The organism is Pseudomonas moorei (assembly GCF_008801475.1).
GTDB lineage: Bacteria > Pseudomonadota > Gammaproteobacteria > Pseudomonadales > Pseudomonadaceae > Aquipseudomonas > Aquipseudomonas moorei.
The window spans coordinates 121,040-143,970 of record NZ_VZPP01000015.1; the positions used below are offsets into that span (position 1 = coordinate 121,040).

At 60.9% G+C, this 22,931-nt stretch carries 16 protein-coding genes; 10 read left to right on the forward strand and 6 right to left on the reverse strand.

The features are described from left to right. The first annotated feature begins 103 nt into the window (after window positions 1–103). Window positions 104–1,333, forward strand: coding sequence for an acyl-CoA dehydrogenase (locus F7R06_RS25685; RefSeq protein WP_090323551.1), 1,230 nt, complete (start codon window positions 104–106; stop codon window positions 1,331–1,333). A gap of 118 nt (window positions 1,334–1,451) precedes the next feature. On the opposite strand, the gene F7R06_RS25690 is transcribed toward F7R06_RS25685, so the two are convergent. Both F7R06_RS25690 and xthA read right to left on the reverse strand, forming a co-directional pair. Then, window positions 1,452–2,792: a substrate-binding domain-containing protein gene (locus tag F7R06_RS25690; protein ID WP_090323549.1), complete on the reverse strand. Its 1,341-nt coding sequence runs from the start codon at window positions 2,790–2,792 to the stop codon at window positions 1,452–1,454. 156 nt (window positions 2,793–2,948) lie between these two features. After that, the gene (gene xthA, locus F7R06_RS25695; protein WP_090323548.1) at window positions 2,949–3,761 is read right to left on the reverse strand and encodes an exodeoxyribonuclease III; all 813 of its coding nucleotides are present in this window, start codon (window positions 3,759–3,761) and stop codon (window positions 2,949–2,951) included. Window positions 3,762–3,994: 233 nt separating this feature from the next. Here xthA and F7R06_RS25700 point away from each other — a divergent pair, with 233 nt between their 5' ends. The 7 genes from F7R06_RS25700 (at window position 3,995) to F7R06_RS25730 (ending at window position 15,215) form a co-directional block, all read left to right on the forward strand. Beyond that, window positions 3,995–4,645, forward strand: a complete 651-nt coding sequence (locus tag F7R06_RS25700) for a GNAT family N-acetyltransferase (RefSeq protein WP_090327439.1) — start codon at window positions 3,995–3,997, stop codon at window positions 4,643–4,645. 78 nt (window positions 4,646–4,723) lie between these two features. Next, window positions 4,724–6,451: an autotransporter assembly complex protein TamA gene (locus tag F7R06_RS25705; protein WP_090323546.1), complete on the forward strand. Its 1,728-nt coding sequence runs from the start codon at window positions 4,724–4,726 to the stop codon at window positions 6,449–6,451. Next, the gene (locus F7R06_RS25710; protein ID WP_090323544.1) at window positions 6,448–10,116 is read left to right on the forward strand and encodes a translocation/assembly module TamB domain-containing protein; all 3,669 of its coding nucleotides are present in this window, start codon (window positions 6,448–6,450) and stop codon (window positions 10,114–10,116) included. Before F7R06_RS25705 ends, F7R06_RS25710 begins: the two co-directional genes overlap by 4 nt. A 234-nt stretch (window positions 10,117–10,350) precedes the next feature. Next, window positions 10,351–10,824, forward strand: coding sequence for a MarR family winged helix-turn-helix transcriptional regulator (locus F7R06_RS25715; protein WP_090323543.1), 474 nt, complete (start codon window positions 10,351–10,353; stop codon window positions 10,822–10,824). Beyond that, window positions 10,821–12,290: an efflux transporter outer membrane subunit gene (locus F7R06_RS25720; protein WP_090323541.1), complete on the forward strand. Its 1,470-nt coding sequence runs from the start codon at window positions 10,821–10,823 to the stop codon at window positions 12,288–12,290. Before F7R06_RS25715 ends, F7R06_RS25720 begins: the two co-directional genes overlap by 4 nt. A 15-nt stretch (window positions 12,291–12,305) precedes the next feature. Beyond that, window positions 12,306–13,508: an HlyD/EmrA/EmrK family protein gene (locus F7R06_RS25725; protein WP_090323540.1), complete on the forward strand. Its 1,203-nt coding sequence runs from the start codon at window positions 12,306–12,308 to the stop codon at window positions 13,506–13,508. Between the two features lie 174 nt (window positions 13,509–13,682). Next, window positions 13,683–15,215, forward strand: a complete 1,533-nt coding sequence (locus F7R06_RS25730; protein ID WP_090323538.1) for a DHA2 family efflux MFS transporter permease subunit — start codon at window positions 13,683–13,685, stop codon at window positions 15,213–15,215. A 60-nt stretch (window positions 15,216–15,275) separates the two neighbouring features. Here the strand turns inward: F7R06_RS25730 and lpxH are convergent, their stop codons facing one another. Continuing rightward, window positions 15,276–16,028, reverse strand: coding sequence for a UDP-2,3-diacylglucosamine diphosphatase (lpxH, locus tag F7R06_RS25735; RefSeq protein WP_090323536.1), 753 nt, complete (start codon window positions 16,026–16,028; stop codon window positions 15,276–15,278). Further along, window positions 16,025–16,528 (reverse strand): peptidylprolyl isomerase, encoded by a 504-nt coding sequence (locus tag F7R06_RS25740; protein WP_090323535.1) that lies wholly within the window; start codon window positions 16,526–16,528, stop codon window positions 16,025–16,027. The genes lpxH and F7R06_RS25740 overlap by 4 nt, the downstream gene beginning before the upstream one ends. Window positions 16,529–16,780: 252 nt before the next feature. On the opposite strand from F7R06_RS25740, the gene F7R06_RS25745 reads away from it, so the two are divergent. Together F7R06_RS25745 and cysS are read left to right on the forward strand one after the other, a co-directional pair. Continuing rightward, window positions 16,781–18,478 carry a glutamine--tRNA ligase/YqeY domain fusion protein gene (locus F7R06_RS25745; protein WP_090323533.1) on the forward strand — a complete coding sequence of 566 codons (1,698 nt, stop codon included), beginning with the start codon at window positions 16,781–16,783 and terminating at the stop codon, window positions 18,476–18,478. A gap of 20 nt (window positions 18,479–18,498) precedes the next feature. Then, window positions 18,499–19,881: a cysteine--tRNA ligase gene (gene cysS, locus F7R06_RS25750; RefSeq protein ID WP_090323531.1), complete on the forward strand. Its 1,383-nt coding sequence runs from the start codon at window positions 18,499–18,501 to the stop codon at window positions 19,879–19,881. Window positions 19,882–19,943: 62 nt separating this feature from the next. Here the strand turns inward: cysS and uppP are convergent, their stop codons facing one another. Then, window positions 19,944–20,816: an undecaprenyl-diphosphatase UppP gene (uppP, locus tag F7R06_RS25755; RefSeq protein WP_090323529.1), complete on the reverse strand. Its 873-nt coding sequence runs from the start codon at window positions 20,814–20,816 to the stop codon at window positions 19,944–19,946. A gap of 248 nt (window positions 20,817–21,064) precedes the next feature. Continuing rightward, entirely contained in the window at window positions 21,065–22,927 is a 1,863-nt protein-coding gene (locus F7R06_RS25760; protein ID WP_090323527.1) for a sigma-54-dependent Fis family transcriptional regulator, read from the reverse strand. Between the last annotated feature and the right edge of the window lie 4 nt (window positions 22,928–22,931).

The following is a 22,931-nucleotide window of genomic DNA, read 5'->3' on the forward strand; positions in this document are numbered from 1 at the left end:
ATGAATGTTTATACACGCCGAGAATAGGCTAGGTAAATTTTCGTGGCTGTTCTAGCATCGATTGCATGATCTAAACAACCTCCCCCAAGAAGGTATCTCGCTCATGGATTTCGCTTATTCGCCCAAGGTTCAGGAACTGCGTGAGCGCGTGACAGCGTTCATGGACACCTACGTCTATCCCGCTGAAGCGGTGTTCGAGCGCCAGGTCGCCGAGGGTGACCGCTGGCAGCCGACCGCGATCATGGAAGAACTCAAACTCAAGGCCAAGGCGCAGGGTCTGTGGAATTTGTTTCTGCCTGAGTCAGAGCTCGGCGCCGGCTTGACCAACCTTGAATACGCGCCCCTGGCCGAAATCATGGGGCGTTCGCTGTTGGGTCCTGAGCCGTTCAACTGCTCTGCGCCAGACACCGGCAATATGGAAGTGCTGGTGCGCTACGCCAACGAAGAACAGAAGCAACGCTGGCTCGAGCCGCTGCTGCGTGGCGAAATCCGTTCGGCATTTGCCATGACCGAGCCGGACGTCGCGTCGTCCGACGCCACCAACATGGCCGCCCGTGCCATGCGCGATGGCGACGAGTGGGTGATCAACGGCAAGAAATGGTGGACCTCCGGGGCCTGCGATCCACGCTGCAAAATCCTGATCTTCATGGGCCTGAGCAACCCTGATGCCCCGCGCCATGCGCAACACTCGATGATTCTGGTTCCGGTGGACACCCCCGGTGTGAAGATCGTGCGTCCGCTGCCGGTGTTCGGCTACGACGATGCGCCCCACGGTCATGCCGAAGTGCTGTTCGAAAACGTGCGCGTGCCGTACGAAAACGTCCTGCTCGGCGAAGGACGCGGCTTCGAAATCGCTCAGGGCCGCCTTGGCCCAGGCCGGATTCACCACTGCATGCGATCGATCGGCATGGCCGAACGTGCCCTTGAATTGATGTGCAAACGCTCGGTGAACCGCACGGCATTCGGTAAGCCCCTGGCGCGGCTGGGTGGCAACATCGACAAGATCGCCGACTCGCGGATGGAAATCGACATGGCCCGCCTGCTGACCTTGAAAGCGGCGTACATGATGGACACCGTCGGCAACAAAGTGGCGAAAAGTGAAATCGCGCAGATCAAGGTGGTGGCGCCGAACGTGGCGTTGCGGGTGATCGACCGGGCGATCCAGATTCATGGCGGGGCAGGGGTCTCCAACGATTTCCCGCTGGCCTACATGTATGCGATGCAGCGCACCCTGCGCCTGGCCGACGGCCCGGACGAAGTGCACCGCGCGGCGATCGGCAAGTTCGAGATCGGCAAATACGTGCCCAAGGAAATGATGCGAAACGGGCAATAACAGGCACCGAGTCATCGTTCATCGCGGGCAAGCCCGGCTCCCACAGGTTTAGTGCGATCCTTGTGGGAGCGGGCTTGCCCGCGATGGCGTCGGCCCATTCAACACATCTACATCAAATTCAATACACCCAAACCTCAACCCGCCGATTCTTGATCCGCCCCTCATCAGCGCTATTGGTCGCCACGGGCATTTCAGCGCCAAACCCGCGAACTTCGCGCAGCACCACGCCGCTTTTCACCAGTTCGCGCCGCACCGCCATGGCCCGCAGTTTCGACAGCAGGTCAGCGCGCGCCGGGTCGCTCTTGGCATCGCCAAACCCCACCAGTGTTACCTGCCGATCGGTTTTATTGTGTTGCTTTATATAGTCGAGCACCCGTGACAGGTCCTGGCGTGCCTTGTTGTCCAGGCTGGCGCTGCCTTCCTCGAAGCGAAAGTTCACGGTCAGGCGCTGGGCGTGGCGGCTGAGTCCCTGGTATGCCTCGGGCATCATCGCGTTGGGCGTGACGCTGATGGCCTGCACGGTCTGGGCGATAAACCCGTTGGCCGCGACAATCGCCTGGCCCTGGCTGCTTTGCGCGAACGTCACCAGCGCTTCGGCCCAGGGATTTTTCCCGTTGGGCGGCAGGTAGAGGAACAAGCGGCGGGACAGGGGATAGTCTTCCGTGGCGATCAGGCTGTTGAGTGGCAGCATGGCCTGGGATTGACCATCGACAATCGCTACGGCTTTGGCCGAACGCACATACGGCAGGCCGATGAAGCCGATGCCTTGCGGATCCAGGCTGACCGCGTCGGACAGTTGCTCGCTGGACTCGAAACGTTTCGCTGCACTACTCAGGGTTTTCCCGCGATGGTTGAGGACAAGTTCCTTGAAGGTGTCGTACGTACCGGACTGATCATCCCGCGCATACAGATGAATGGCACCACCCCGGCCGCCGAGTTCTTCCCAGGTTTTGGCTTCGCCACTGAAGAGGCGCGCCAGTTGCTCAGTGTTGAGTTGGTTCAGCGGGTTTTGCGGATGAAGGATAATCGCCAGACCGTCGATGGCGATGACCTGCTCGGCCTCGGCGCTTTTCAGATCGCCCAGGACCCGGAGGTCGGCCAGCTCACTGTCCTTGATCGGGCGCGAGGATGCGGCCAGATCGGCGTTGTTGGTCTTCAGCGCGGTGAAACCGGTGCTGGAACCGTGGGCCGCGATCTCGACCTCGACGCGGCGTCCTTGCGGGGTTTCACCGACAACCCGCAGTTCGTTGGACTTGTCCGGCGCTTCGCTGTGCACCTTGAGCAAGCCCTGCTCGCGCAACAGTCCTTCGACCAGCGCCGGACCGAGTGCCGCACCGATGGTGTTGGAGCCCTGGATGCGCAGGACCGGGCCATGGTCGGGCAGCGGCAAACCGCTGGCCGAGGTCATCAACGGCCAGCAGGTGCACAGCATCAAAAGGAACAAACCGCGCAGCGTCATGCCGGCACCTTAAATAGCCAAAAGGAGGTGCCGGAAGATTAAGTCAGTAAGGTTTCTGAAAAATGACAGTTTTTCAGTGTGTTCGAGCCTGCTCGCGATGAGGGCCTGGCATTAGTCCGCCATCGCGAGCAGGCTCGCTCCCACAGAAGAGGGGTATCAGCTCAATTCAAGCCAGATCGGCGCATGATCGGAAGGTTTTTCCATACCACGCAGTTCGTAGTCCACGCCGGCGTCCTTGACCCGTGGCAACAATCCATGGGACGCCATGATCAGGTCGATGCGCAGTCCACGCTTGGGCTCGTCTTCAAACCCGCGGCTGCGGTAGTCGAACCAGCTGAACATGTCGGTCACCTCCGGGTTCAGGTGACGGAAGCTGTCCACCAGGCCCCAGTTCTTCAGGCGGGCCATCCACTCGCGCTCTTCCGGCAGGAAGCTGCATTTACCGGTTTTCAGCCAACGCTTCATGTTGTCCGGGCCGATCCCGATGTCACAGTCTTCCGGGGAAATGTTCACATCGCCCATGACCACCAACGGCTGATCATTACGGAACTGGCTTTCCAGCAATTGCTGCAGATCGCTGTAGAAGCGTTCCTTGGCCGGGAATTTGGTCGGGTGGTCGCGGCTTTCGCCCTGGGGGAAATAGCCGTTCATGATGGTCACCGGCACGTCATTGGCGTCGGCGAAAGTGCCCCAGATAAAACGCCGCTGGGCATCTTCATCGTCGGTGGCGAAGCCTTTGTGCAGCGCCAGCGGTTCTTTGCGTGACAGCAGGGCGACGCCGTAGTGACCTTTTTGTCCATGGAAATACACGTGGTAGCCCAAGGCTCTGACTTCATCGAGCGGAAACTGGTCGTCATGGACCTTGGTTTCCTGCAGGCCGATCACATCGGGCTGGTGTTTTTCGATCAGCGCCGCCAGCTGATGGGGGCGGGCACGCAGCCCGTTGATGTTGAAGGAGACGATCTTCATGGTCGGCAGTCCTGGCAAAAGGGCGATGCTAGCTGACATGTCGGCATCGGGCCAGTGTCGGGGTGAGTTGAATCGGTGGGTTGCGCCCGCGATGGGTCCGTGCAGTCGTCTTTTATATTGACTGACTGATCTGCGAGTCTGGTCTATACCTGTGGAGGGAACTGTGTTGCCACCCAGGGGCTCGTACCAACAAGAGCACAGCCATCCGAGCTGTGCCGGGGAGAATGACCGCCATGCCCGAAACCTCGACCGCCATCGCCGATATTCACATGCTCGACAGCGGCTATTCCCGCGAAGCACGTTCCCTGTTGTACCAGGCTTACCGGCATGAGCCGACGTTCGGCTACCTGTTCGAAGCGGAGCGTCCCGGCTATGAACAGCGTGTGCGCGCCACGGTGCGTGAACTGGTCAAGCAGCATTTTCTCCAGGATTTGCCGGCCATCGGCCTGCTGGTCAACGATCGCTTGATCGGCATCGCCCTGATCGCGCCACCGCAACGGCGCCTGGGCATCACTGAAAGTTGGGCCTGGCGCCTGCGAATGGTGCTGAGCACCGGGTTTCGCTGCACCCGTCGCTACCTGGAGTATCACGATGCGGTGATGGCTTGCGTGCCGTCCGATTCGGTGCACCTGCTGCCATTGCTGGGGATTCATCCGCAATTCCAGGGCAAGCACTTCGGCGAACAACTGCTGCAAGCGGTGCACAACTGGTGCGCGGTGGACGAACATTCTCAGGGCGTGGTGCTCGACACCGGCAATCCGCGCTATCTGGAGTTCTATAAGCGGCAGGGTTATGAGGAAATTGGTGAGGTCGCTGTAGGACCGATCCGCGAGCACGTGTTTTTCCACGCCAATCCTCAAGTCGTGCAAACCGCAACGGCGTAACCGTCGAACTTTTGGGGCGCGCCAGGCTCTATCACGCTCCCGTGTTCATCAAGCATGCTCGTGATAGCATCCGCGCCTATGAAGTTTCCAGGAAGAATTACCAGTGGCGTGCTGATGCTGATTTCCAGCTGCGCGGCGCTGGCCCAAAGTGAATTGGATGTGCGGATCAAACCGTCCAACGATGAACTGAAAGCCAATATAGAGGGCTATATCGGCAGTCTCGGCGATCGTGACGAAGCAGCCTTGCTGCGCTTCAGCCGGGGTGCCGAGGAGCAGGCGCGCAAAGCCGCCCAGGCCTTGGGTTATTACCAGCCGCACATCGACAGCGACGTGAAGGGCGGCAAGACGCCGCGCCTGATACTGACCGTCGACCCCGGCGAGCCGGTGCATCTGCGCAACGTCACCATCCGTATCGACGGCCCGGCCGCCTCGCTCAAATCCTTTCGTGTGCCCAATGACCATGCGCTGACAACCGGCGCGGTGCTCAACCATGGTCACTATGAAGATGCCAAGCGACTCATCCAGAACCAGGCCTCGCGCTATGGCTTTTTCAACGGGCGTTTTACCCGTTCGACACTGTCGGTGGACCCGCGGGCCGGCGTGGCCGATATCGAGCTGATTTATGACAGCGGACCGCGTTATGCCCTGGGCAAGGTCAGCTTCGAGGGCGACACTCCGTTCGATGAAGACCTGTTGCAACGCATGGTGCCGTTCAAGGCGGGTGCGCCCTATGACTCCGAGCTGATTGCCGAACTCAACCAGGCCCTGCAATCGAGCGGCTATTTCGAGGGCGTGCGGGTGGACGCGGCGCCGACCGCGTCCAGGGACAATGTGATCCCGGTGGACGTTAAGCTCGAAACCCGCAAGCCGCGGACCATGGGCGTTGGCCTGGGTTATTCCACGGACGTCGGCCCGCGGATCAAAGCTAACTGGACGCGCCACTGGGTCAACCCGCAGGGGCACAGCTACGGCTGGGAGACCGAAGTCTCGGCACCACGGCAAAACGTCGGGGTGTTCTACGACATTCCTCTGGACCCGCCGCTGACGGACAAACTGCGTTTCGCCGGTGGCTATCAGAATGAAGAAATCGCGGACAAGGACAGCCTCAGCAAACTCCTGACCATCGGTCCCGAATGGCACAGCAAGTTGCCCAGCGGATGGCAGCGGGTGGTGTCACTCAAGTGGCAGCGTGAGGAGTACCGGCTCGGCGATGATTCGGGGCTCAGCAACCTGCTGATGCCCGGCGTCAGCTATTCGTACCTCAAAAGCGATAACCGCATCGACCCGCACAATGGCTATCGCCTGCAATTCGAAAGCAAGGTGGCCAAGGAAGGTCTGGGTTCGGATAACAACCTGGTGTATGGCACGGCGCTGGTGAAGGGCTTGACCACAGTGTTCGACAACCACCGTTTCCTTGGTCGGGTGCAGGTCGGCGGCAGTGCCACCAACGGCTATAAGTCGGTACCGCCGTCGCTGCGCTTCTTTGCCGGTGGCGATCAGAGCGTGCGCGGCTACGACTATCAGAGCCTGTCCCCGGAAAACAATAAGGGTGACCGCATCGGTGGCCGCTACATGGTCGCGGCCAGTGCGGAGTATCAATATTCCATCGCCGAAAAATGGCGTGTCGCCACGTTCATCGACCAGGGCAATTCCTTCAATACACTTGAACTGCCGAACCTGAAGACCGGCGTCGGTATCGGCGTGCGCTGGGTTTCGCCAGTGGGGCCGATCCGCCTCGACCTGGCCCACGCGCTGGATGACGATGGCGGCATTCGACTGCACTTTTCCATGGGGCCCGAGTTGTGAAGCGTGGTTTGAACATATCGCTGCTGGCGATCCTGGCGCTGCTGATGCTGGTCGCCCTGACCCTGGCCACGGTGTTGGGCACGGCGGCGGGCAGTCGTTGGGCGCTTGGCTTTGTGCCGGGTTTGACCCTCGACAACTTCCAGGGGCGCCTGGGCGGGCAATGGAGCGCCGATCGCGTTGTGTGGCAGCAAGACGCCAGCCAGGTCGAACTGAACAAGGTGATTTTTGCCTGGTCGCCGCTGTGCCTGACGCGCGTGACTTTGTGTATCGAACAATTGCAGGCTGATCAGGTCAATCTGCAATTCCCGCCGGGCGGTGCAGAACAAAGCAGCGGGCCGATCAGCCTGCCGGATTTGAAATTGCCCGTGGCGCTGGAGTTGGGTGACGTACAGGTCGGCGTCTTGCGGTTCAACGGCAGCGAGCAGCTCAAGGGCCTGCAACTGACGGCGCACTGGACCGAAAAGGGGATGCAGATCGACTCGGTGAAACTGCAGCGGGACGATCTGAGCCTGAATTTGACCGGGCAGTTACAACCCGGCGGCAACTGGCCGCTCAGTGCTGAAGGCCAATTAACCCTGTCGACCCCCGCGCCCTGGGTGCTGGCCCTGAAAATCGATGGCGATTTGCTCAAGACCCTCAATCTGAAAGCCGACAGCAGCGGGTACCTCAACGGCCAACTGACCGGCCAACTGCAACCGCTGGTGGAGAACCTGCCGGCCAAGGTGCGCATCACCGCTGACGGTTTCAAGCCCGGCGCCGACCTGCCGGACACCCTGCAACTCAATCAACTTGAACTCACGGGCGACGGCGACCTGAAAAACGGCTACGCGCTGCTCGGCAAGGCCACGTTACCGGCCGAACAAGGACCTGTTGCACTGATGCTGCAAGGCAAGGTCGACGCCAATGGCGCGCAGATCGCCGCGCTGGACCTGACGGCCAGCGACAAGCAAAACCTCAAGCTTTCCGGGCAAGTGGATTGGAGCAAGGGCCTGAGTGCCGAAGCGAAAATCGATTGGCTGGACTTTCCTTGGCATCGTCTCTATCCGCTGATTGATGAGCCGCAAGTGGCGTTGCGCAGCTTCAATGGCGAAGTCTCCTACACGGACGGTCAGTACCTCGGCCATTTCAACGCCGCCCTGGACGGCCCGGCCGGTGGGTTCAGCCTGACCAGTCCGTTCGCGGGTGACCTGACAAAAATCTACCTGCAACAAATTCAACTCACGGCCGGCCAGGGTAAGGCTGAAGGGCATCTGAATCTGCAGTTCGCCAATGGCATCGCCTGGGATACCGCGCTGGATCTGTCGGCGATCAACCCAGCGTACTGGGTGGCGGAATTGCCCGGTACCCTGGCCGGGCCGTTGCGCAGCCAAGGGGAGCTGAAGGATGAAAAACTCAGCCTGAGCGCCGACCTTGATTTGAAAGGCAAGCTGCGTGGTCAGCCTGCGGTGATCCAGGCCAAGGCCAATGGTGGCGGCGAGCAGTGGAACCTCGATGCACTGCAGATTCGCCTGGGCGACAACAGCATCAGCGGCAAGGGCAGCCTGCAACAGAAGGTCGCCGGACAGATCGATATCAAGCTGCCGCGTCTGGCCCAGCTCTGGCCGCAATTGCGCGGCCAGCTCAATGGCCGGATCGATGTCGCCGGCACGCTCAAGGCGCCGCAAGGCAAGTTGGGTCTGCAAGGCACTCAGCTGGCGTTCGCCGACAATCGGCTGCAAAGCCTGAACCTGGACGCCACCCTCGACAGCGCGCAACGGGCGAAGATCGACCTCAAGGGCAACGGGATCCAGGCCGGCGACACCTCCCTCGGCACCCTGACCGCCAGTGGGCAGGGCGATATCAAAAACCAGAAACTCACCCTCGATCTGCAAGGGCCGAAGCTGAAACTGGCCCTCGGTCTCGACGGCATCCTGGACAAAGGCAACTGGCGCGGACGCCTGGCCAGCGGCGATATCCAGGCCGGCGGCCAGGACTGGAAGCTGCAAGGCCCGGCAAAGCTGGAACGACTGGCGGACGGCAAGATCAACTTCGGTGCCCATTGCTGGCAGTCCGGCCCGGCCAGTCTGTGCGGCGAAGACCAGCGCCTGATGCCTGATCCGAAACTGCGCTATCACCTCAAGCAGTTCCCCATCGAAAGCCTCGCGCAATGGTTGCCCAAAGACTTCGCCTGGCAGGGTCGACTCAACGCCGACGTGCAGCTGGATCTTCCGGCCAGTGGCCCGAATGGCCAGGTCAGCCTCGACGCCAGCGGTGGCGTCTTGCGCATGCGCGAGAAGGACCAGTGGCTGGACTTCCCGTACCAGACCCTGAAACTCACCAGCAAACTCACGCCCAAGCGCATCGACACCGACCTCAACTTCGTCGGCGGCAAGCTCGGCGAACTGATGGTTCAGGCGCAGATCAACCCGTTGCCCAAGAACAAGCCGCTGAGTGGTTCGTTCCGCTTGAGTGGCCTGGACCTGTCGGTGGCGCGGCCATTTGTGCCCATGGTGGAAAAACTGAGTGGCCGTTTGAACGGTAGCGGCACGATTTCCGGTGGCCTGCTGGCACCGCAGGTCAATGGCAACCTGCTGCTCAGCGATGGCGGGGTCTCCGGGCCTGAGTTACCGATGGAACTTCAGGACTTGCAAATGCAGGCGGTCATCGTCGGCGAAACCGTGCAGTTGAACGGTGGCTGGAAGAGCGGCAAGAGCGGGCAGGGCAGTTTGAGCGGCAACGTCGCCTGGGGCCAGGCCCTGGTGGTGGACCTGGCGCTCAAGGGCTCGCAGTTGCCGGTCACCGTCGAGCCTTACGCGAAGCTGGAAGTGGCGCCGGACCTGAAGATTTCGATCAAGGACAACAAACTGGCGGTCGCCGGGAAAGTCCAGGTGCCCAAGGGCGAAATCATCATTCGCGAGCTGCCGCCCTCAACGGTCAAAGTCTCCGATGACACGGTGATCGTCGGCCAGCAGACCGAAGAGGGCAAGCCGCCGATGGCCACCCTGATGGACATCGATGTGGTGGTGGGCGAGGACAAACTGAGCTTCGCCGGGTTTGGTCTCACGGCCAACCTGCAAGGCCATGTGCACATCGGCGACAACATGGACACCCGGGGGGAACTCTGGCTCAACGACGGTCGCTATCGTGCCTACGGTCAGCGGTTGACCGTGCGCCGGGCGCGCTTGCTGTTTGCCGGCCCGATCGATCAGCCGTATCTCGACATCGAAGCCATTCGCAAGACTGACGACGTGATCGCCGGCATCCGCTTGAGCGGCAGCGCCGAGCAGCCGACCACGCAGATTTTCTCCGAGCCGGCCATGAGCCAGGAACAGGCGTTGTCTTATCTGGTGTTGGGCCGTCCGCTGAGCAGCAATGGCGAGGACAACAACATGCTTGCCCAGGCGGCCCTCGGGTTGGGATTGATGGGCAGTTCCGGGGTCACCAGCGGGCTGGCCAAGAACCTGGGGATTCAGGACTTCCAGCTCGATACCCAGGGCAGTGGCAACACCACCAGCGTGGTGGCGAGCGGCAACCTCTCCGAGAAGCTCAGCCTGCGCTATGGCGTGGGTGTATTCGAACCGGCGAACACCATTGCCTTGCGTTACAAGCTGAGCAAAAAGGTCTACCTCGAAGCCGCTGGCGGCGTGGCCAGTTCGCTGGACATCTTCTACAAGCGGGATTTCTAGGTCCCGCTCTCTCCAAAACCTGCTCTCAACCCTGGCTGGCAAGCCTGCTCCTACCGGAATCCACGGACCTGTAGGAGCAGGTTTGCCAGCGAAGGCATCACTGCGTTCGCCGTTAATATCCGACGCCGTTAGTCAACTAATTACAAAGCAGGCTAACTATTGCGTTGACATTCGCTGCCTAAGCAGTAATATCTCGACATACATTCACTGCCTAGGCAGCTAATTGGTGTCCAGATGAAACATTTCTCGCCAGACGATTTCCAAAATTGCCACCTTGGCCTGCTGCTCGGACGCGCCGCGCTGCTCAAGGACCGCATCATCGACACGCACATGGAGCCCCATGGCATCACCGCCGCGCAGTTCAAGGTGCTGATCATCGTGGCCCAGTTCGGCGTCGATACCCCGGCCGAGCTGTGCCGGCACCTGTCTTTGGACAGCGGTTCGATGACCCGGATGCTCGATCGTCTGGAACAGAAAGGTTTACTTGCCCGCCAACGCTCCGAAGCCGATCGCCGGCAGGTCCAGCTGGTGCTGACTGAAGAGGGCCAGAAACTGGCCGCCCTGTTGCCGCACATCGGTGCCGATGCCATGAACGAACTGGCCGGCGGCATCACCCCTGAAGAGTTGAAGACCCTGGAACAGATCCTGAAGAAAATATTGGTGGCAGCCGGTGACGCGATCACCCTGTTGCGGGTAGGTGACAAATGAGCAGCAAAACCCTGCGTACCGGTTTCAGCCTCGTGCTGTTGGCCATGACGCTCGCCGGTTGTGCCAATTACAGCGGCCTGAATACCGAAGGTGTCAGCCTCGAGGCGAAAAACCTCAAGGCCGGGCAAACTCTCAGCGGCGTCAAGCTTTCGCCGGCGGCCTGGCCGAAAAGCGACTGGTGGAAAAGCCTCGGCGACCCTCAGCTCGACGGCCTGATTCGCGAAGCCCTGCACGACAGTCCCGACATGCAGATCGCCGACGCCCGGGCCCATCAGGCCAGCGCTGCCGCTTACGCCGCCGATGCCGCGCGGATGCCGACCGTCGATGCCAGTGCCGGCGTGACCCGTTCGCGTCTGGCCCGTGATCAAGACCCGACCGGCCAGGGCGACACGTACTCCACCCTGCGTAACATCGGCGCCAGTTTCAATTACAACTTCGACCTCTGGGGTGGCCAGCGTGACGCCTGGGAAGCCGCCTTGGGCCAGGCCCGTGCCGCTGAAATCGATCAGCAGGCCGCGCAGTTGACCTTGTCCGCCGACGTGGCCCGCGCCTACAGCGATCTGGGGCAAGCGCACATCGTCTATGACCTGTCCGCCGAAGACCTCAAACGCACCCGGCAGATGCTTGATTTGAGCCAGCGTCGGCTGAGTGCCGGTATCGACAGTCAGTACCAGTTCCAGCAGACCGAAAGCCTGGAAGCCACCTCTGAAGCGAACCTGATCGACGCCGAAAAACGCCTGCAAAGCGCCAAAATCGCCCTGGCCGTGCTGCTGGGCAAGGGCCCGGATCGCGGTAACGAGATTGCCCGGCCGAAAGTCCTTCAAGCCAGCGCCGTGGCGTTGCCGTCAGTGCTGCCGGCCGAGTTGCTCGGTCGTCGTCCGGACCTGGTGGCCGCGCGCTGGCGAGTCGAGGCAGCCAGCAAGAACATCGACGCCGGCAAAACCCGGTTTTATCCCAACTTGAACCTGAGCGCGGCAGCCGGTGCCCAATCGTTGTTGGGCGATGCGATGTTCGGTTCGGCCAGTCGTTTCTTCAACGTCGGGCCGACGATTTCGCTGCCGATTTTCGATGGCGGACGCCTGCGCGCCGATCTCGATTCCCGCGACGCCGATTACGACCTCGCGGTGGCGCAGTACAACAAAAGCCTGGTGAAGGCGTTGGGAGATGTCAGTGACAGCATCAACCAGTTGCGTGATATCGGCCGGCAAATCACCGCCCAGCAACACGCCACCGACATCGCCCAGGATTCTTACAACACCGTGGTCCAGCGCTACGGTTCCGGCATCGGCAACTACCTGGACGTGCTCAGCATCGAACAGCAATTGCTCCAGGCCCAGCGGCAGCTGGCCAACCTGAATGCCGAGCAGATCGACTTGTCGATCCAACTGATGCAGGCGCTGGGCGGCGGGTTCACGCCCGACACCCTCGCTTCAGCCAACACATCGCCAGCCACGCTGAGCCACTAATTCAAGGTATTTGTCATGGCCACTGCCGATACAACTCAAACTGCTGAAAACACTCCCGGCAATCCCAACTCGGGCAAACGCAAGTTCATGCTGCTGATCCTCGCGGCGGCGGTGGCGCTGAGCGGCGCGGGCGTCTGGGCCTACCACGAGTTTTACGGTCGCTGGAGCGAAAGCACCGACGACGCTTATGTCAATGGCAACGTGGTTGAAATCACGCCGTTGGTGACCGGCACCGTGGTCAGCATCGGCGCCGATGATGGCGATCTGGTCCACGAAGGCCAGGTATTGGTCAACTTTGACCCGAACGATGCGGAAATCGGTCTGCAAAGTGCCCAGGCCAATCTGGCCCGCACCGTGCGTCAAGTGCGCGGCCTGTACAGCAACGTCGATGGCCAGAAAGCCCAGGTCAATGCCCAGCAGGCAGAAGTGCAGAAAGCACAGGACAACTTCAATCGCCGCAAAAACCTCGCGGCGGGCGGGGCGATTTCCCAGGAAGAACTGTCCCACGCCCGTGATGACCTGACCTCGGCGCAAAACGCCCTGGCCGATGCCAAGCAGCGACTGAAAACCACCGCCGCCCTGGTGGATGACACCGTGGTGTCGTCGCATCCGGACGTGATGGCCGCCGCCGCGCAATTGCGCCAGGCGTATCTGAACAACTCGCGCAGCACCTTGATTGCGCCGGTCACCGGTTACGTGGCCAAGCGCACCGTGCAGCTCGGGCAGCGTGTGCAGCCGGGCACGGCGCTGATGGCGGTGATCCCGCTGGATCAGTTGTGGATCGACGCCAACTTCAAGGAAACCCAGTTGCGTGACATGCGCATCGGCCAGCCCGTGGAAATCGAAGCCGACCTTTACGGCAGTGCCGTGAAATACAGCGGCACCATCGACAGCCTTGGTGCCGGTACTGGCAGCGCGTTCGCCCTGCTGCCCGCGCAGAACGCCACCGGTAACTGGATCAAGATCGTGCAGCGCGTGCCGGTGCGGATTCACGTCAACGCCGATGAGCTGGCCAAGCACCCCCTGCGAGTCGGTCTGTCGACCGTGGTGGATGTGAACTTGCATGACCAGAGTGGCCCGGTACTGGCGCAACAGCCGCCGCAAAAGGCGTCGTTCAGCACCAACATCTATGACCGTCAGTTGGCCGAGGCTGACCAAATGATCGCTCAACTGATCCACGACAACAGCGCTGCGGTCAGCAAAACCGCGCAGCGCTGATTCGCCTATGTGCAGCAAGCCGCCCCCTCTGTGGGAGCGGGCTTGCTCGCGATAGCGGTTTGCCAGTCAATGAATGTGTTGAATGTTCATTCGCCATCGCGAGCAAGCTCGCTCCCACAGGGTCCCCTGTGTCTCTAACAGACGCAGCGCCAACAAGGTTTCAAAGGATTCGCGATGAGCAATAACGCCTCTTTTTCGCCGCCCAGCCTGCTGCTGAGCACCATCGGCCTGTCGCTGGCGACCTTCATGCAAGTGCTCGACACCACCATCGCCAACGTGGCGCTGCCGACGATTTCCGGCAACCTCGGGGTGAGCTCGGAGCAGGGCACCTGGGTGATCACTTCGTTTGCCGTCAGCAACGCCATTGCCTTGCCGCTGACCGGTTGGCTCAGCCGGCGGTTTGGCGAGGTGAAGCTGTTTGTCTGGGCGACGCTGCTGTTCGTACTCGCCTCGTTCCTGTGCGGTATTTCCACCTCCATGCCGGAACTGGTGGGTTTTCGCGTGCTGCAAGGGGTGGTGGCGGGGCCGTTGTATCCGATGACCCAAACGCTGCTGATTGCGGTCTACCCCCCGGCGAAACGGGGGATGGCGCTCGCGCTTTTAGCGATGGTCACGGTGGTGGCGCCGATTGCCGGGCCGATCCTCGGCGGCTGGATCACCGACAGTTACAGCTGGCCGTGGATCTTCTTCATTAACGTGCCGATCGGTTTGTTCGCCGCGTGGGTGGTCACCCAGCAGATGAAGAAACGTCCGGTGGTCACCAGCCGCCAGCCCATGGATTACGTGGGCCTGATCGCGCTGATCATCGGCGTCGGCGCGTTGCAAATCGTCCTCGACAAAGGCAACGATGCCGACTGGTTCGAGTCCAGTTTCATCATTATCGGTTCGGTGATTTCTGTGGTCGCCCTGGCGTTTTTCGTGATCTGGGAAATGACCGATGAACACCCGGTGGTGAACTTGCGGCTGTTCGCCTACCGTAACTTCCGCTTTGGCACCCTCGTGTTGGTGCTGGGCTATGCCGGATTCTTCGGGATCAACCTGATCCTGCCGCAATGGTTGCAGACCCGATTGGGCTACACCGCGACCTGGGCCGGCCTTGCTGTCGCACCATTGGGCATCCTGCCGGTGCTCATGTCGCCTTTCGTCGGCAAATACGCCCCGCGATTCGACATGCGGGTGCTGGCGGGCGGGGCGTTCCTGGCGATCGGCCTGAGTTGCTTCATGCGTGCCGGCTTCACCAATGAAGTGGATATCCAGCACATCGCCCTGGTGCAGTTGTTCATGGGCATCGGCGTGGCGTTGTTCTTCATGCCGACCCTGACCATCCTGCTGTCGGACCTGCCGCCCAGCCAGATTGCCGACGGTTCGGGCCTGGCGACGTTTCTGCGGACACTGGGCGGTAGCTTTGCCGCCTCGCTGACGACCTGGATCTGGATTCGCCGGGCCGATCAGCACCATGCCTACCTGACGGAAAGTCTCACCCCGTTCGATCCCGCGACCCGCGAGGCGTTACATCAATTGGGCGGGGCAGGGGCCAAGGCTTATACGCAGCTGGATCAGATGGTGATCAGCCAGGCGTACATCATGTCCACGGTGGACTACTTCACGCTGCTGGGCTGGATGTTCATGGGCCTGATCGTGATCGTCTGGCTGGCCAAGCCACCCTTTACCGCCAAGGCCGGGCCGGCGGCCTCTGCCGGGCATTGATACAAACGCAATCCCTGTAGGGGCGAGCAAGCCCGCTCCTACGGTTTTTTATTGTGCAAATTAGTTGGCGGGGGCAGCCAATTGCGGCGGCGGTGCGAAGTCAAACGGCGCCAATGCAAACCCCTGTTCATCGACCTGCAATGCCCACCCTTGGCGATCCCAATCCCCCAGCACAATGCGCCGGGCGGCTTGATCGCCCAGTTGCAGCTTGTGCACGGCGGGGCGATGGGTGTGGCCGTGAATCAGGGTTTTCACCCCGTATTCCTGCATGATCCGCGGAATTTCTTCGGGTGTGACATCAACGATGTCATTGGCCTTCATCCGCGTTTGCGCACGGCTTTCACTGCGCAGCTTGCGCGCCAGCTTGTGCCGCGTACGCAGCGGCAAGTGTCGCAGGATGAACAGGGTGATCGGGTTGCGCAGGTAGCGACGCAGCTTCATATAGGCTTCGTCGCGGGTGCAGAGGCTGTCGCCGTGCATCAATAGCACTGGCTCGCCTGCCAGTTGCACGACACTCGGATCCTTCAGCAAGGTGCAGCCGGCCTGTTTGCAAAAGGCCTGGCCGAGCAGGAAGTCGCGATTGCCGTGCATCAGAAAGATGGCCGTGCCGCTGTCGCTGAGGTCGCGCAGGGCCCGGCAGATGGAGCGCTGGAACGGCGTCATGGCGTCGTCGCCAATCCACGCCTCGAAAAAGTCGCCCAGAATGTACAACGCACTCGCCGAGCGGGCGCGTCCGGCGAGCAAATCCAGAAACGCCCGGGTAATGTCCGGGCGCTCCTCTTCCAGATGCAAATCTGAAATCAGCAATATCACTCAATGATCTCGGCTTTCTCGATGATCACGTCGTCTGCGGGTACGTCCTGGTGGCCGGCCTTCATGGTGGTGGAAACACCTTTGATCTTGTCGACAACGTCGGTGCCTGCAACGACTTTGCCGAATACGGCGTAGCCCCAGCCCTGAGTGGTCTTGGCGCTGTGGTTCAGGAAGCTGTTGTCAGCCACGTTGATGAAGAACTGGGCGGAAGCCGAATGCGGCTCCATGGTGCGCGCCATGGCCACGCTGTACTTCTCGTTCGGCAGGCCGTTGTCGGCTTCGTTCTGGATGCTCGGGCGCTTGTCTTTCTTTTCTTTCATGCCAGGCTCGAAACCGCCGCCCTGGATCATGAAGTTACCGATGACGCGGTGGAAAACAGTGTTTTCGTAGTGACCGGCTTTGACGTATTCGACGAAGTTGGCCACGGTGATCGGGGCTTTCTCGGCGTTCAGTTCCAGGACGATGTCGCCATGGTTGGTGGTCAGTTTGACTTGGGTCATGATTACTACTCTTTTCAGGGAATTCGTGGGTGTTGGGACATTGCGGTCCCTTCACCGGTTCAGCCTTTTTCGGCCAAGGTGCGCAGTTTAGCGTGCCAGACGCGAATTTCGAGGCTGTTTTTCATTTGCGCCCCATTAAATGCGACCGTTTGCAGGCCTGCTCTGTCAGCTGCTTGACGGCATCGGCTATGATAGCGGCTTTGTTTTGTCCGGCCTTTATTACGGCCACGCACTTGTACGTTCAAGGATCCTATGAGCAAGCCCACTGTCGACCCTACCTCGAATGCCAAGACCGGCCCTGCTGTGCCGGTCAATTTCCTGCGGCCGATCATCCAGGCAGACCTGGACTCGGGCAAGCACACGCAGATCGTCACGCGTTTCCCGCCTGAGCCCAATGGCTACCTGCACATCGGCCACGCCAAGTCGATCTGCGTGAACTTCGGCCTGGCCCAGGAGTTCGGCGGCGTCACGCACCTGCGTTTCGACGACACCAACCCGGCCAAGGAAGACCAGGAATACATCGACGCAATCGAAAGCGACGTCAAATGGCTGGGTTTCGAATGGTCCGGTGAAGTGCGCTATGCCTCGCAGTATTTCGACCAGTTGCACGACTGGGCCGTCGAGCTGATCAAGGCCGGCAAGGCCTATGTCGACGACCTGACCCCGGAACAAGCCAAGGAATACCGTGGCAGCCTGACCGAGCCAGGCCGCAACAGCCCGTTCCGCGACCGCAGCGTCGAAGAGAACCTGGACTGGTTCGCCCGCATGCGCGCCGGCGAATTCCCGGACGGTGCACGTGTGCTGCGAGCCAAGATCGACATGGCCTCGCCGAACATGAACCTGCGCGACCCGATCATGTACCGCATCCGTCACGCTCACCATCACCAGACCGGTGACAAGTGGTGCATCTACCCGAACTACGATTTCACCCACGGTCAGTCGGACGCCATCGAAGGCATCACCCACTCGATCTGCACCCTGGAGTTCGAAAGCCACCGTCCGCTGTACGAGTGGTTCCTCGAGAACCTGCCCGTGCCGGCCAACCCGCGCCAGTACGAGTTCAGCCGCCTGAACCTGAACTACACCATCACCAGTAAGCGCAAGCTAAAGCAGCTCGTGGACGAAGGTCACGTCAATGGCTGGGACGACCCGCGCATGTCCACGCTGTCGGGCTTCCGCCGCCGTGGCTACACGCCGAAATCGATCCGCAACTTCTGCGAAATGATTGGCACCAACCGTTCCGACGGCGTGGTGGATTTCGGCATGCTCGAATTCAGCATCCGTGACGATCTCGACCACAGCGCCCCGCGCGCCATGTGCGTGCTGCGTCCGCTGAAAGTCGTGATCACCAACTACCCGGAAGGTCAGGTCGAGAACCTCGAACTGCCATGCCACCCGAAAGAAGACATGGGCGTGCGCGTATTGCCATTCGCCCGTGAGATCTACATCGACCGTGAAGACTTCATGGAAGAGCCGCCAAAAGGCTACAAGCGCCTGGAACCGGCCGGCGAAGTGCGCCTGCGCGGCAGCTACGTGATCCGTGCCGACGAAGCGATCAAGGACGCCGACGGCAACATCGTCGAGCTGCGTTGCTCCTACGATCCGGACACCCTGGGCAAGAACCCCGAAGGCCGCAAGGTCAAGGGCGTGATCCACTGGGTGCCGGCCGCTGCCAGCATCGAGTGCGAAGTACGCCTGTACGATCGTCTGTTCCGCTCTCCGAACCCGGAGAAGGCCGAAGACAGCGCCAGTTTCCTGGACAACATCAACCCTGATTCGCTGCAGGTACTCACCGGCTGTCGTGCTGAACCCTCGCTGGGCCATGCACAGCCGGAAGACCGTTTCCAGTTCGAGCGCGAAGGCTACTTCGTCGCCGATATCAAGGATTCGAAACCAGGTCAGCCGGTATTCAACCGTACCGTGACCCTGCGTGATTCGTGGGGCCAGTGATTTAGCGTCAAGGAATTAACGTGCTTACGATCTACAACACGCTCACCAAGAGCAAAGAAGTCTTCAAGCCGCTGGATGGCAACAAGGTGCGCATGTACGTGTGCGGCATGACCGTGTACGACTACTGCCACCTCGGCCATGGCCGCAGCATGGTCGCGTTCGACCTGATCACCCGCTGGTTGCGCTTCAGCGGCTATGACCTGACCTACGTGCGCAACATCACTGACATCGACGACAAGATCATCAATCGGGCCAACGAGAACGGCGAGTCGTTCGAAGCCTTGACCGAGCGCATGATCGCGGCAATGCACGAAGATGAAGCGCGCCTGAACATCAAGAAGCCGGACATGGAACCGCGCGCCACGGATCACATCCCTGGCATGCACGCCATGATCCAGACCCTGATCGACAAGGGTTACGCCTACGCCCCGGGCAATGGCGACGTGTATTACCGCGTCGGCAAGTTCATGGGCTACGGCAAGCTGTCGCGCAAGAGAATCGAAGACCTGCGCATCGGTGCGCGGATCGAAGTCGGCGAGTCCAAGCAGGACCCGCTGGACTTCGTGCTGTGGAAAGCCGCCAAGCCGGGCGAGCCAAGCTGGGAGTCGCCATGGGGCGCCGGGCGTCCGGGCTGGCACATCGAGTGCTCGGTGATGTCCACGTGCTGCCTCGGCGAAACCTTCGACATTCATGGCGGTGGCAGCGACCTGGAGTTCCCGCACCACGAAAACGAAATCGCCCAGAGCGAAGCGGCCACCGGCAAGACCTACGCCAACGCGTGGATGCATTGCGGCATGATCCGTATCAATGGCGAGAAGATGTCCAAGTCCTTGAACAACTTCTTCACCATCCGCGACGTGCTCGACAAGTACCACCCGGAAGTCGTGCGTTACCTGCTGGTGTCCAGCCACTACCGCAGCGCGATCAACTATTCGGAAGATAACCTCAAGGACGCCAAGGGCGCTCTGGAGCGTTTCTACCATGCGTTGAAAGGCCTGCCGAGCGTGGCTCCGGCTGGCGGCGAAGCGTTCGTCGAGCGCTTCACCACGGTGATGAACGACGACTTCGGCACGCCTGAAGCCTGCGCCGTATTGTTCGAGATGGTGCGTGAGATCAACCGTCTGCGCGAGAGCGATCTCGATGCGGCGGCCGGTCTGGCGGCGCGTCTGAAAGAGCTGGCCAGTGTGTTGGGTGTGTTGCAGCTTGAAGCCGATGATTTCCTGCAGGCCGGCGCCGAAGGGCGGGTGGACGCCGCTGAAGTCGAGGCGTTGATTGCTGCGCGTCTGGCGGCACGTGCCGGCAAAGACTGGGCCGAATCCGACCGCATCCGCGACCAGCTCACGGCCATGGGCGTGGTGCTGGAAGACGGCAAGGGCGGGACGACCTGGCGCTTGGCTGACTGATTGCTTGATCGGTAAAAAACAAAACCCGCCTTGTGCGGGTTTTGTTTTTTTGTGGCGGGCCTTTAGCTCAGGAGCCCGGTGCTGACTGCGACAATCAGGAAGATCCCGAGCACCGCTCGGTAGATGACAAACGGCCAGGTGGAGAACTTCTCCAGAAAGCGCATCAGGCCCCAGATGGCGAAAAACGCCGAGATGCTGGCGATCACCAGGCCGAAAATCAGGTGCGCCCAGGCTTGCGCGGGAAGGTCAGCATGGAACAACACCCACAGCTCCTTCAAACCGGCCAGGGCGATTGCGGGCAGCCCCAGCAGAAAGGAAAACCGCGCTGCCTCTTCACGTTTGAAATTGAGGAACAGCGCCGCGGTCAGCGTTGACCCCGAACGCGACACCCCAGGGATCAGTGCGCCGATCTGGGCAATGCCAACGATCAGCGCATCACGCAGGCGCATTTCGCCAACGGTGCGGCGATGCCGACAACTGAGTTCGGCGGCCGCCAGCAAAACCGCCATGACTACGCAGGAAATCCCGATCACCATCAGCCCCCGCAACGGCGAGTTGCAGGCATTGAGGGTCGAGGACAGCGCAATGCCGGCAATACCGATGGGAATGGTCGCCAACACGATAGCCACCGCGAGGATGAACCACTGGTTGCTGTAATCGCGTTGGCGTATCGCGCCGACACTGCCGCTGACAACTTGTCGAACGTCACGCCAGAAATAACTGACCACCGCCGCCAACGCGGCCAACTGCATGGCCGCCGAAAACGCCGAACCGGGATCAGGCCAGCCGAGCAGGGCGGGCACGATGCGCATATGCGCGGTGGAGGACACGGGCAACAACTCGGTGATGCCCTGAATGATGCCCAGGAAGCCGATTTGCAGGTAATCCAGTGAGGCAAAGCCGATATCAAGGCCGGTAGAACAGATGTTGGTCAAAGCACTTATCCTGTGAGGATCAGGAGGAGGAAGGGTCTGGATCAAATGGAGTGAGGCGAAAAGCTGAAACATTTCGTCACAGTCTAGTCGCTGCGGTCAATAGGGGGTGTGAGTGGTTTTTGCGGTGACTGGGTGGGCGCCTTCGCGAACAGGCCCGCTCCCATAGGGGATTTGTGTCGTGCACAAAAACCAGACCTGACGAAAATCCCCTGTGAGAGCGAGCCTGCTCGCGATTGACTGCACAGCCGTCAGCTTTCCAATTGGCGCAAGCGCTTATAGAGCGTATTGCGACTAACCCCCAACCGCCGCGCCAGATGGGAAATATTGCCCCTGGCAGCCTTCAGTTCCCGGTTCAACGCCTGGGTGTCATTCAGATCAACCCCCACCGGCTCCGGTGCATCCACCGGTTCCATCTCCAGATCGACAAAGAAATCATCCGGCAAATGCTCCGGCCGCACTGGTTGTTCCTCGGCCATGGCCAGCGCCACCTGCATCACACTGCTGACCTGGCGTAAGTTACCGGGCCACGGATGACGGCTGAACAGCGCCAGCACTTCACGGCTCAGTCCCGCCCATTGGCTGGGTTCGCGATGCTGTTCCCACAGGCGATTGAATAGCGCCTCTTTGTCGCTGCGTTCGCGCAACGGCGGCAGCTCCAGCGTCAGCCCGCCGATACGGTAATACAGATCCTCACGAAACCGACCCAATTGCACCTGTTCGCGCAGCGAGCGGTTGGTGGCCGAGATGATCCGCAGATCCACCGGGAACAACTCGCTGCTGCCCACCGGTTGCACGCAACGCTCCTGTAGCACCCGCAGCAACCGGGCCTGTGTCGGCAGCGGCATGTCGCCGATTTCATCGAGGAACAGTGTGCCTTTGTCGGCCTTGCGGATCAGGCCGATGCTGCCTTTCTGGTTCGCCCCGGTGAACGCGCCTTTCTCGTAGCCAAACAGCTCGGACTCCACCAGTTCGGCGGGGATCGCTGCACAGTTGACAGCAATGAACGATTGTTTGCTGCGTGAGCTGGCCTGATGCAGGGCCTTGACGAAGACTTCCTTGCCGACCCCGGTTTCACCGTGAATCAACAGTGGAATGTCTTTCTCCAGCAAGCGCTCGGCCTGGCGCACGGCCTTTTCCACGCGACTGTCGCCGAAGTGCAGGGTGTTCAGGCTGATGGCCTGGGGTTTGGCGGCTACCGCGGCGCTCTCGGGTTCAGCGCTTTGGGTTGCGGAAAACAGTCGTGGCTGAATCGGTGCCTGCTTCGGCCGTTTCACCAAGCACTGGAAGCGGTGGCGTCCGCAACTCTGCAGGGCAAAGGGCAGGCCCTCGGGCTGATTCAACAATTCCAGCAGCGAGACGTTGAACAAGCTCTCCACGCTGACACGCGACAGGCGGATGCCCAACAAGTTGTCAGCGCGGCGGTTGGCGGACAGCACCTGGCCACTTTCATCGAAAATCAGCAAGCCGGCCCACTGGCTGTCGAGGTTGTTCAGGCCCGTGTTGAAGGTCAACTGGAAATGCTGGCCGTGGAACAGGTTGAGGATCAGCCGGTTTTCCACGGTCTGGCTCATCATCTTGACCATGCCCAGGGTGTGGGACGGCGGCAGGTAGCTGTCGCTGGAGACGTCCAGCACGGCAATGACCTTGCGCTCGGCGTCGAAAATCGGCGCGGCGGAACCGGTCATGAAACGGTTGGCCTTGAGAAAGTGTTCATCGTGCTCGATGTGCACCGCTTGTTCGCAGGCCAGGGCGGTGCCGATGGCATTGGTCCCGCTGCAGTGCTCCAGCCAGCTGGCGCCGGCGCTGAAACCGCGGGTCAGGCTTGGCTCTATGAAGCGCTGGGTGCCCCATGACGTCAGCACCTGGCCCTGATTGTCGGCGAGCATGATCAGGCAATTGGAGTTGCTGAGGATGTTCTCGTAATACGGCAGAACTTCCTGGTGGGTGGTCTGCACCAGCGAGTGCTGGCTCTCGAGCAACCGCGCGATACCTTCGGCGGGCAACTGATCGAAGGCCGGAGCGCTCTGATGATTGAGGCCGAACGCGCGGCAACGGGACCAGGAGTCCTGGATGATGGCGTCGTGGGACAGCGGCAGGGCAGGTGGGGCCATTACA

Bases quoted from the DNA above. Each gene is read 5' to 3' on its own strand.
- F7R06_RS25760 (WP_090323527.1), bottom strand. From the start codon at position 22,927: ATGGCCCCACCTGCCCTGCCGCTGTCCCACGACGCCATCATCCAGGAC.
- F7R06_RS25740 (WP_090323535.1), bottom strand. From the start codon at position 16,528: ATGACCCAAGTCAAACTGACCACCAACCATGGCGACATCGTCCTGGAA.
- F7R06_RS25725 (WP_090323540.1), top strand. From the start codon at position 12,306: ATGGCCACTGCCGATACAACTCAAACTGCTGAAAACACTCCCGGCAAT.
- F7R06_RS25685 (WP_090323551.1), top strand. From the start codon at position 104: ATGGATTTCGCTTATTCGCCCAAGGTTCAGGAACTGCGTGAGCGCGTG.
- xthA (WP_090323548.1), bottom strand. From the start codon at position 3,761: ATGAAGATCGTCTCCTTCAACATCAACGGGCTGCGTGCCCGCCCCCAT.
- F7R06_RS25745 (WP_090323533.1), top strand. From the start codon at position 16,781: ATGAGCAAGCCCACTGTCGACCCTACCTCGAATGCCAAGACCGGCCCT.
- F7R06_RS25700 (WP_090327439.1), top strand. From the start codon at position 3,995: ATGCCCGAAACCTCGACCGCCATCGCCGATATTCACATGCTCGACAGC.
- F7R06_RS25715 (WP_090323543.1), top strand. From the start codon at position 10,351: ATGAAACATTTCTCGCCAGACGATTTCCAAAATTGCCACCTTGGCCTG.
- F7R06_RS25730 (WP_090323538.1), top strand. From the start codon at position 13,683: ATGAGCAATAACGCCTCTTTTTCGCCGCCCAGCCTGCTGCTGAGCACC.
- F7R06_RS25720 (WP_090323541.1), top strand. From the start codon at position 10,821: ATGAGCAGCAAAACCCTGCGTACCGGTTTCAGCCTCGTGCTGTTGGCC.
- F7R06_RS25690 (WP_090323549.1), bottom strand. From the start codon at position 2,792: ATGACGCTGCGCGGTTTGTTCCTTTTGATGCTGTGCACCTGCTGGCCG.
- F7R06_RS25705 (WP_090323546.1), top strand. From the start codon at position 4,724: ATGAAGTTTCCAGGAAGAATTACCAGTGGCGTGCTGATGCTGATTTCC.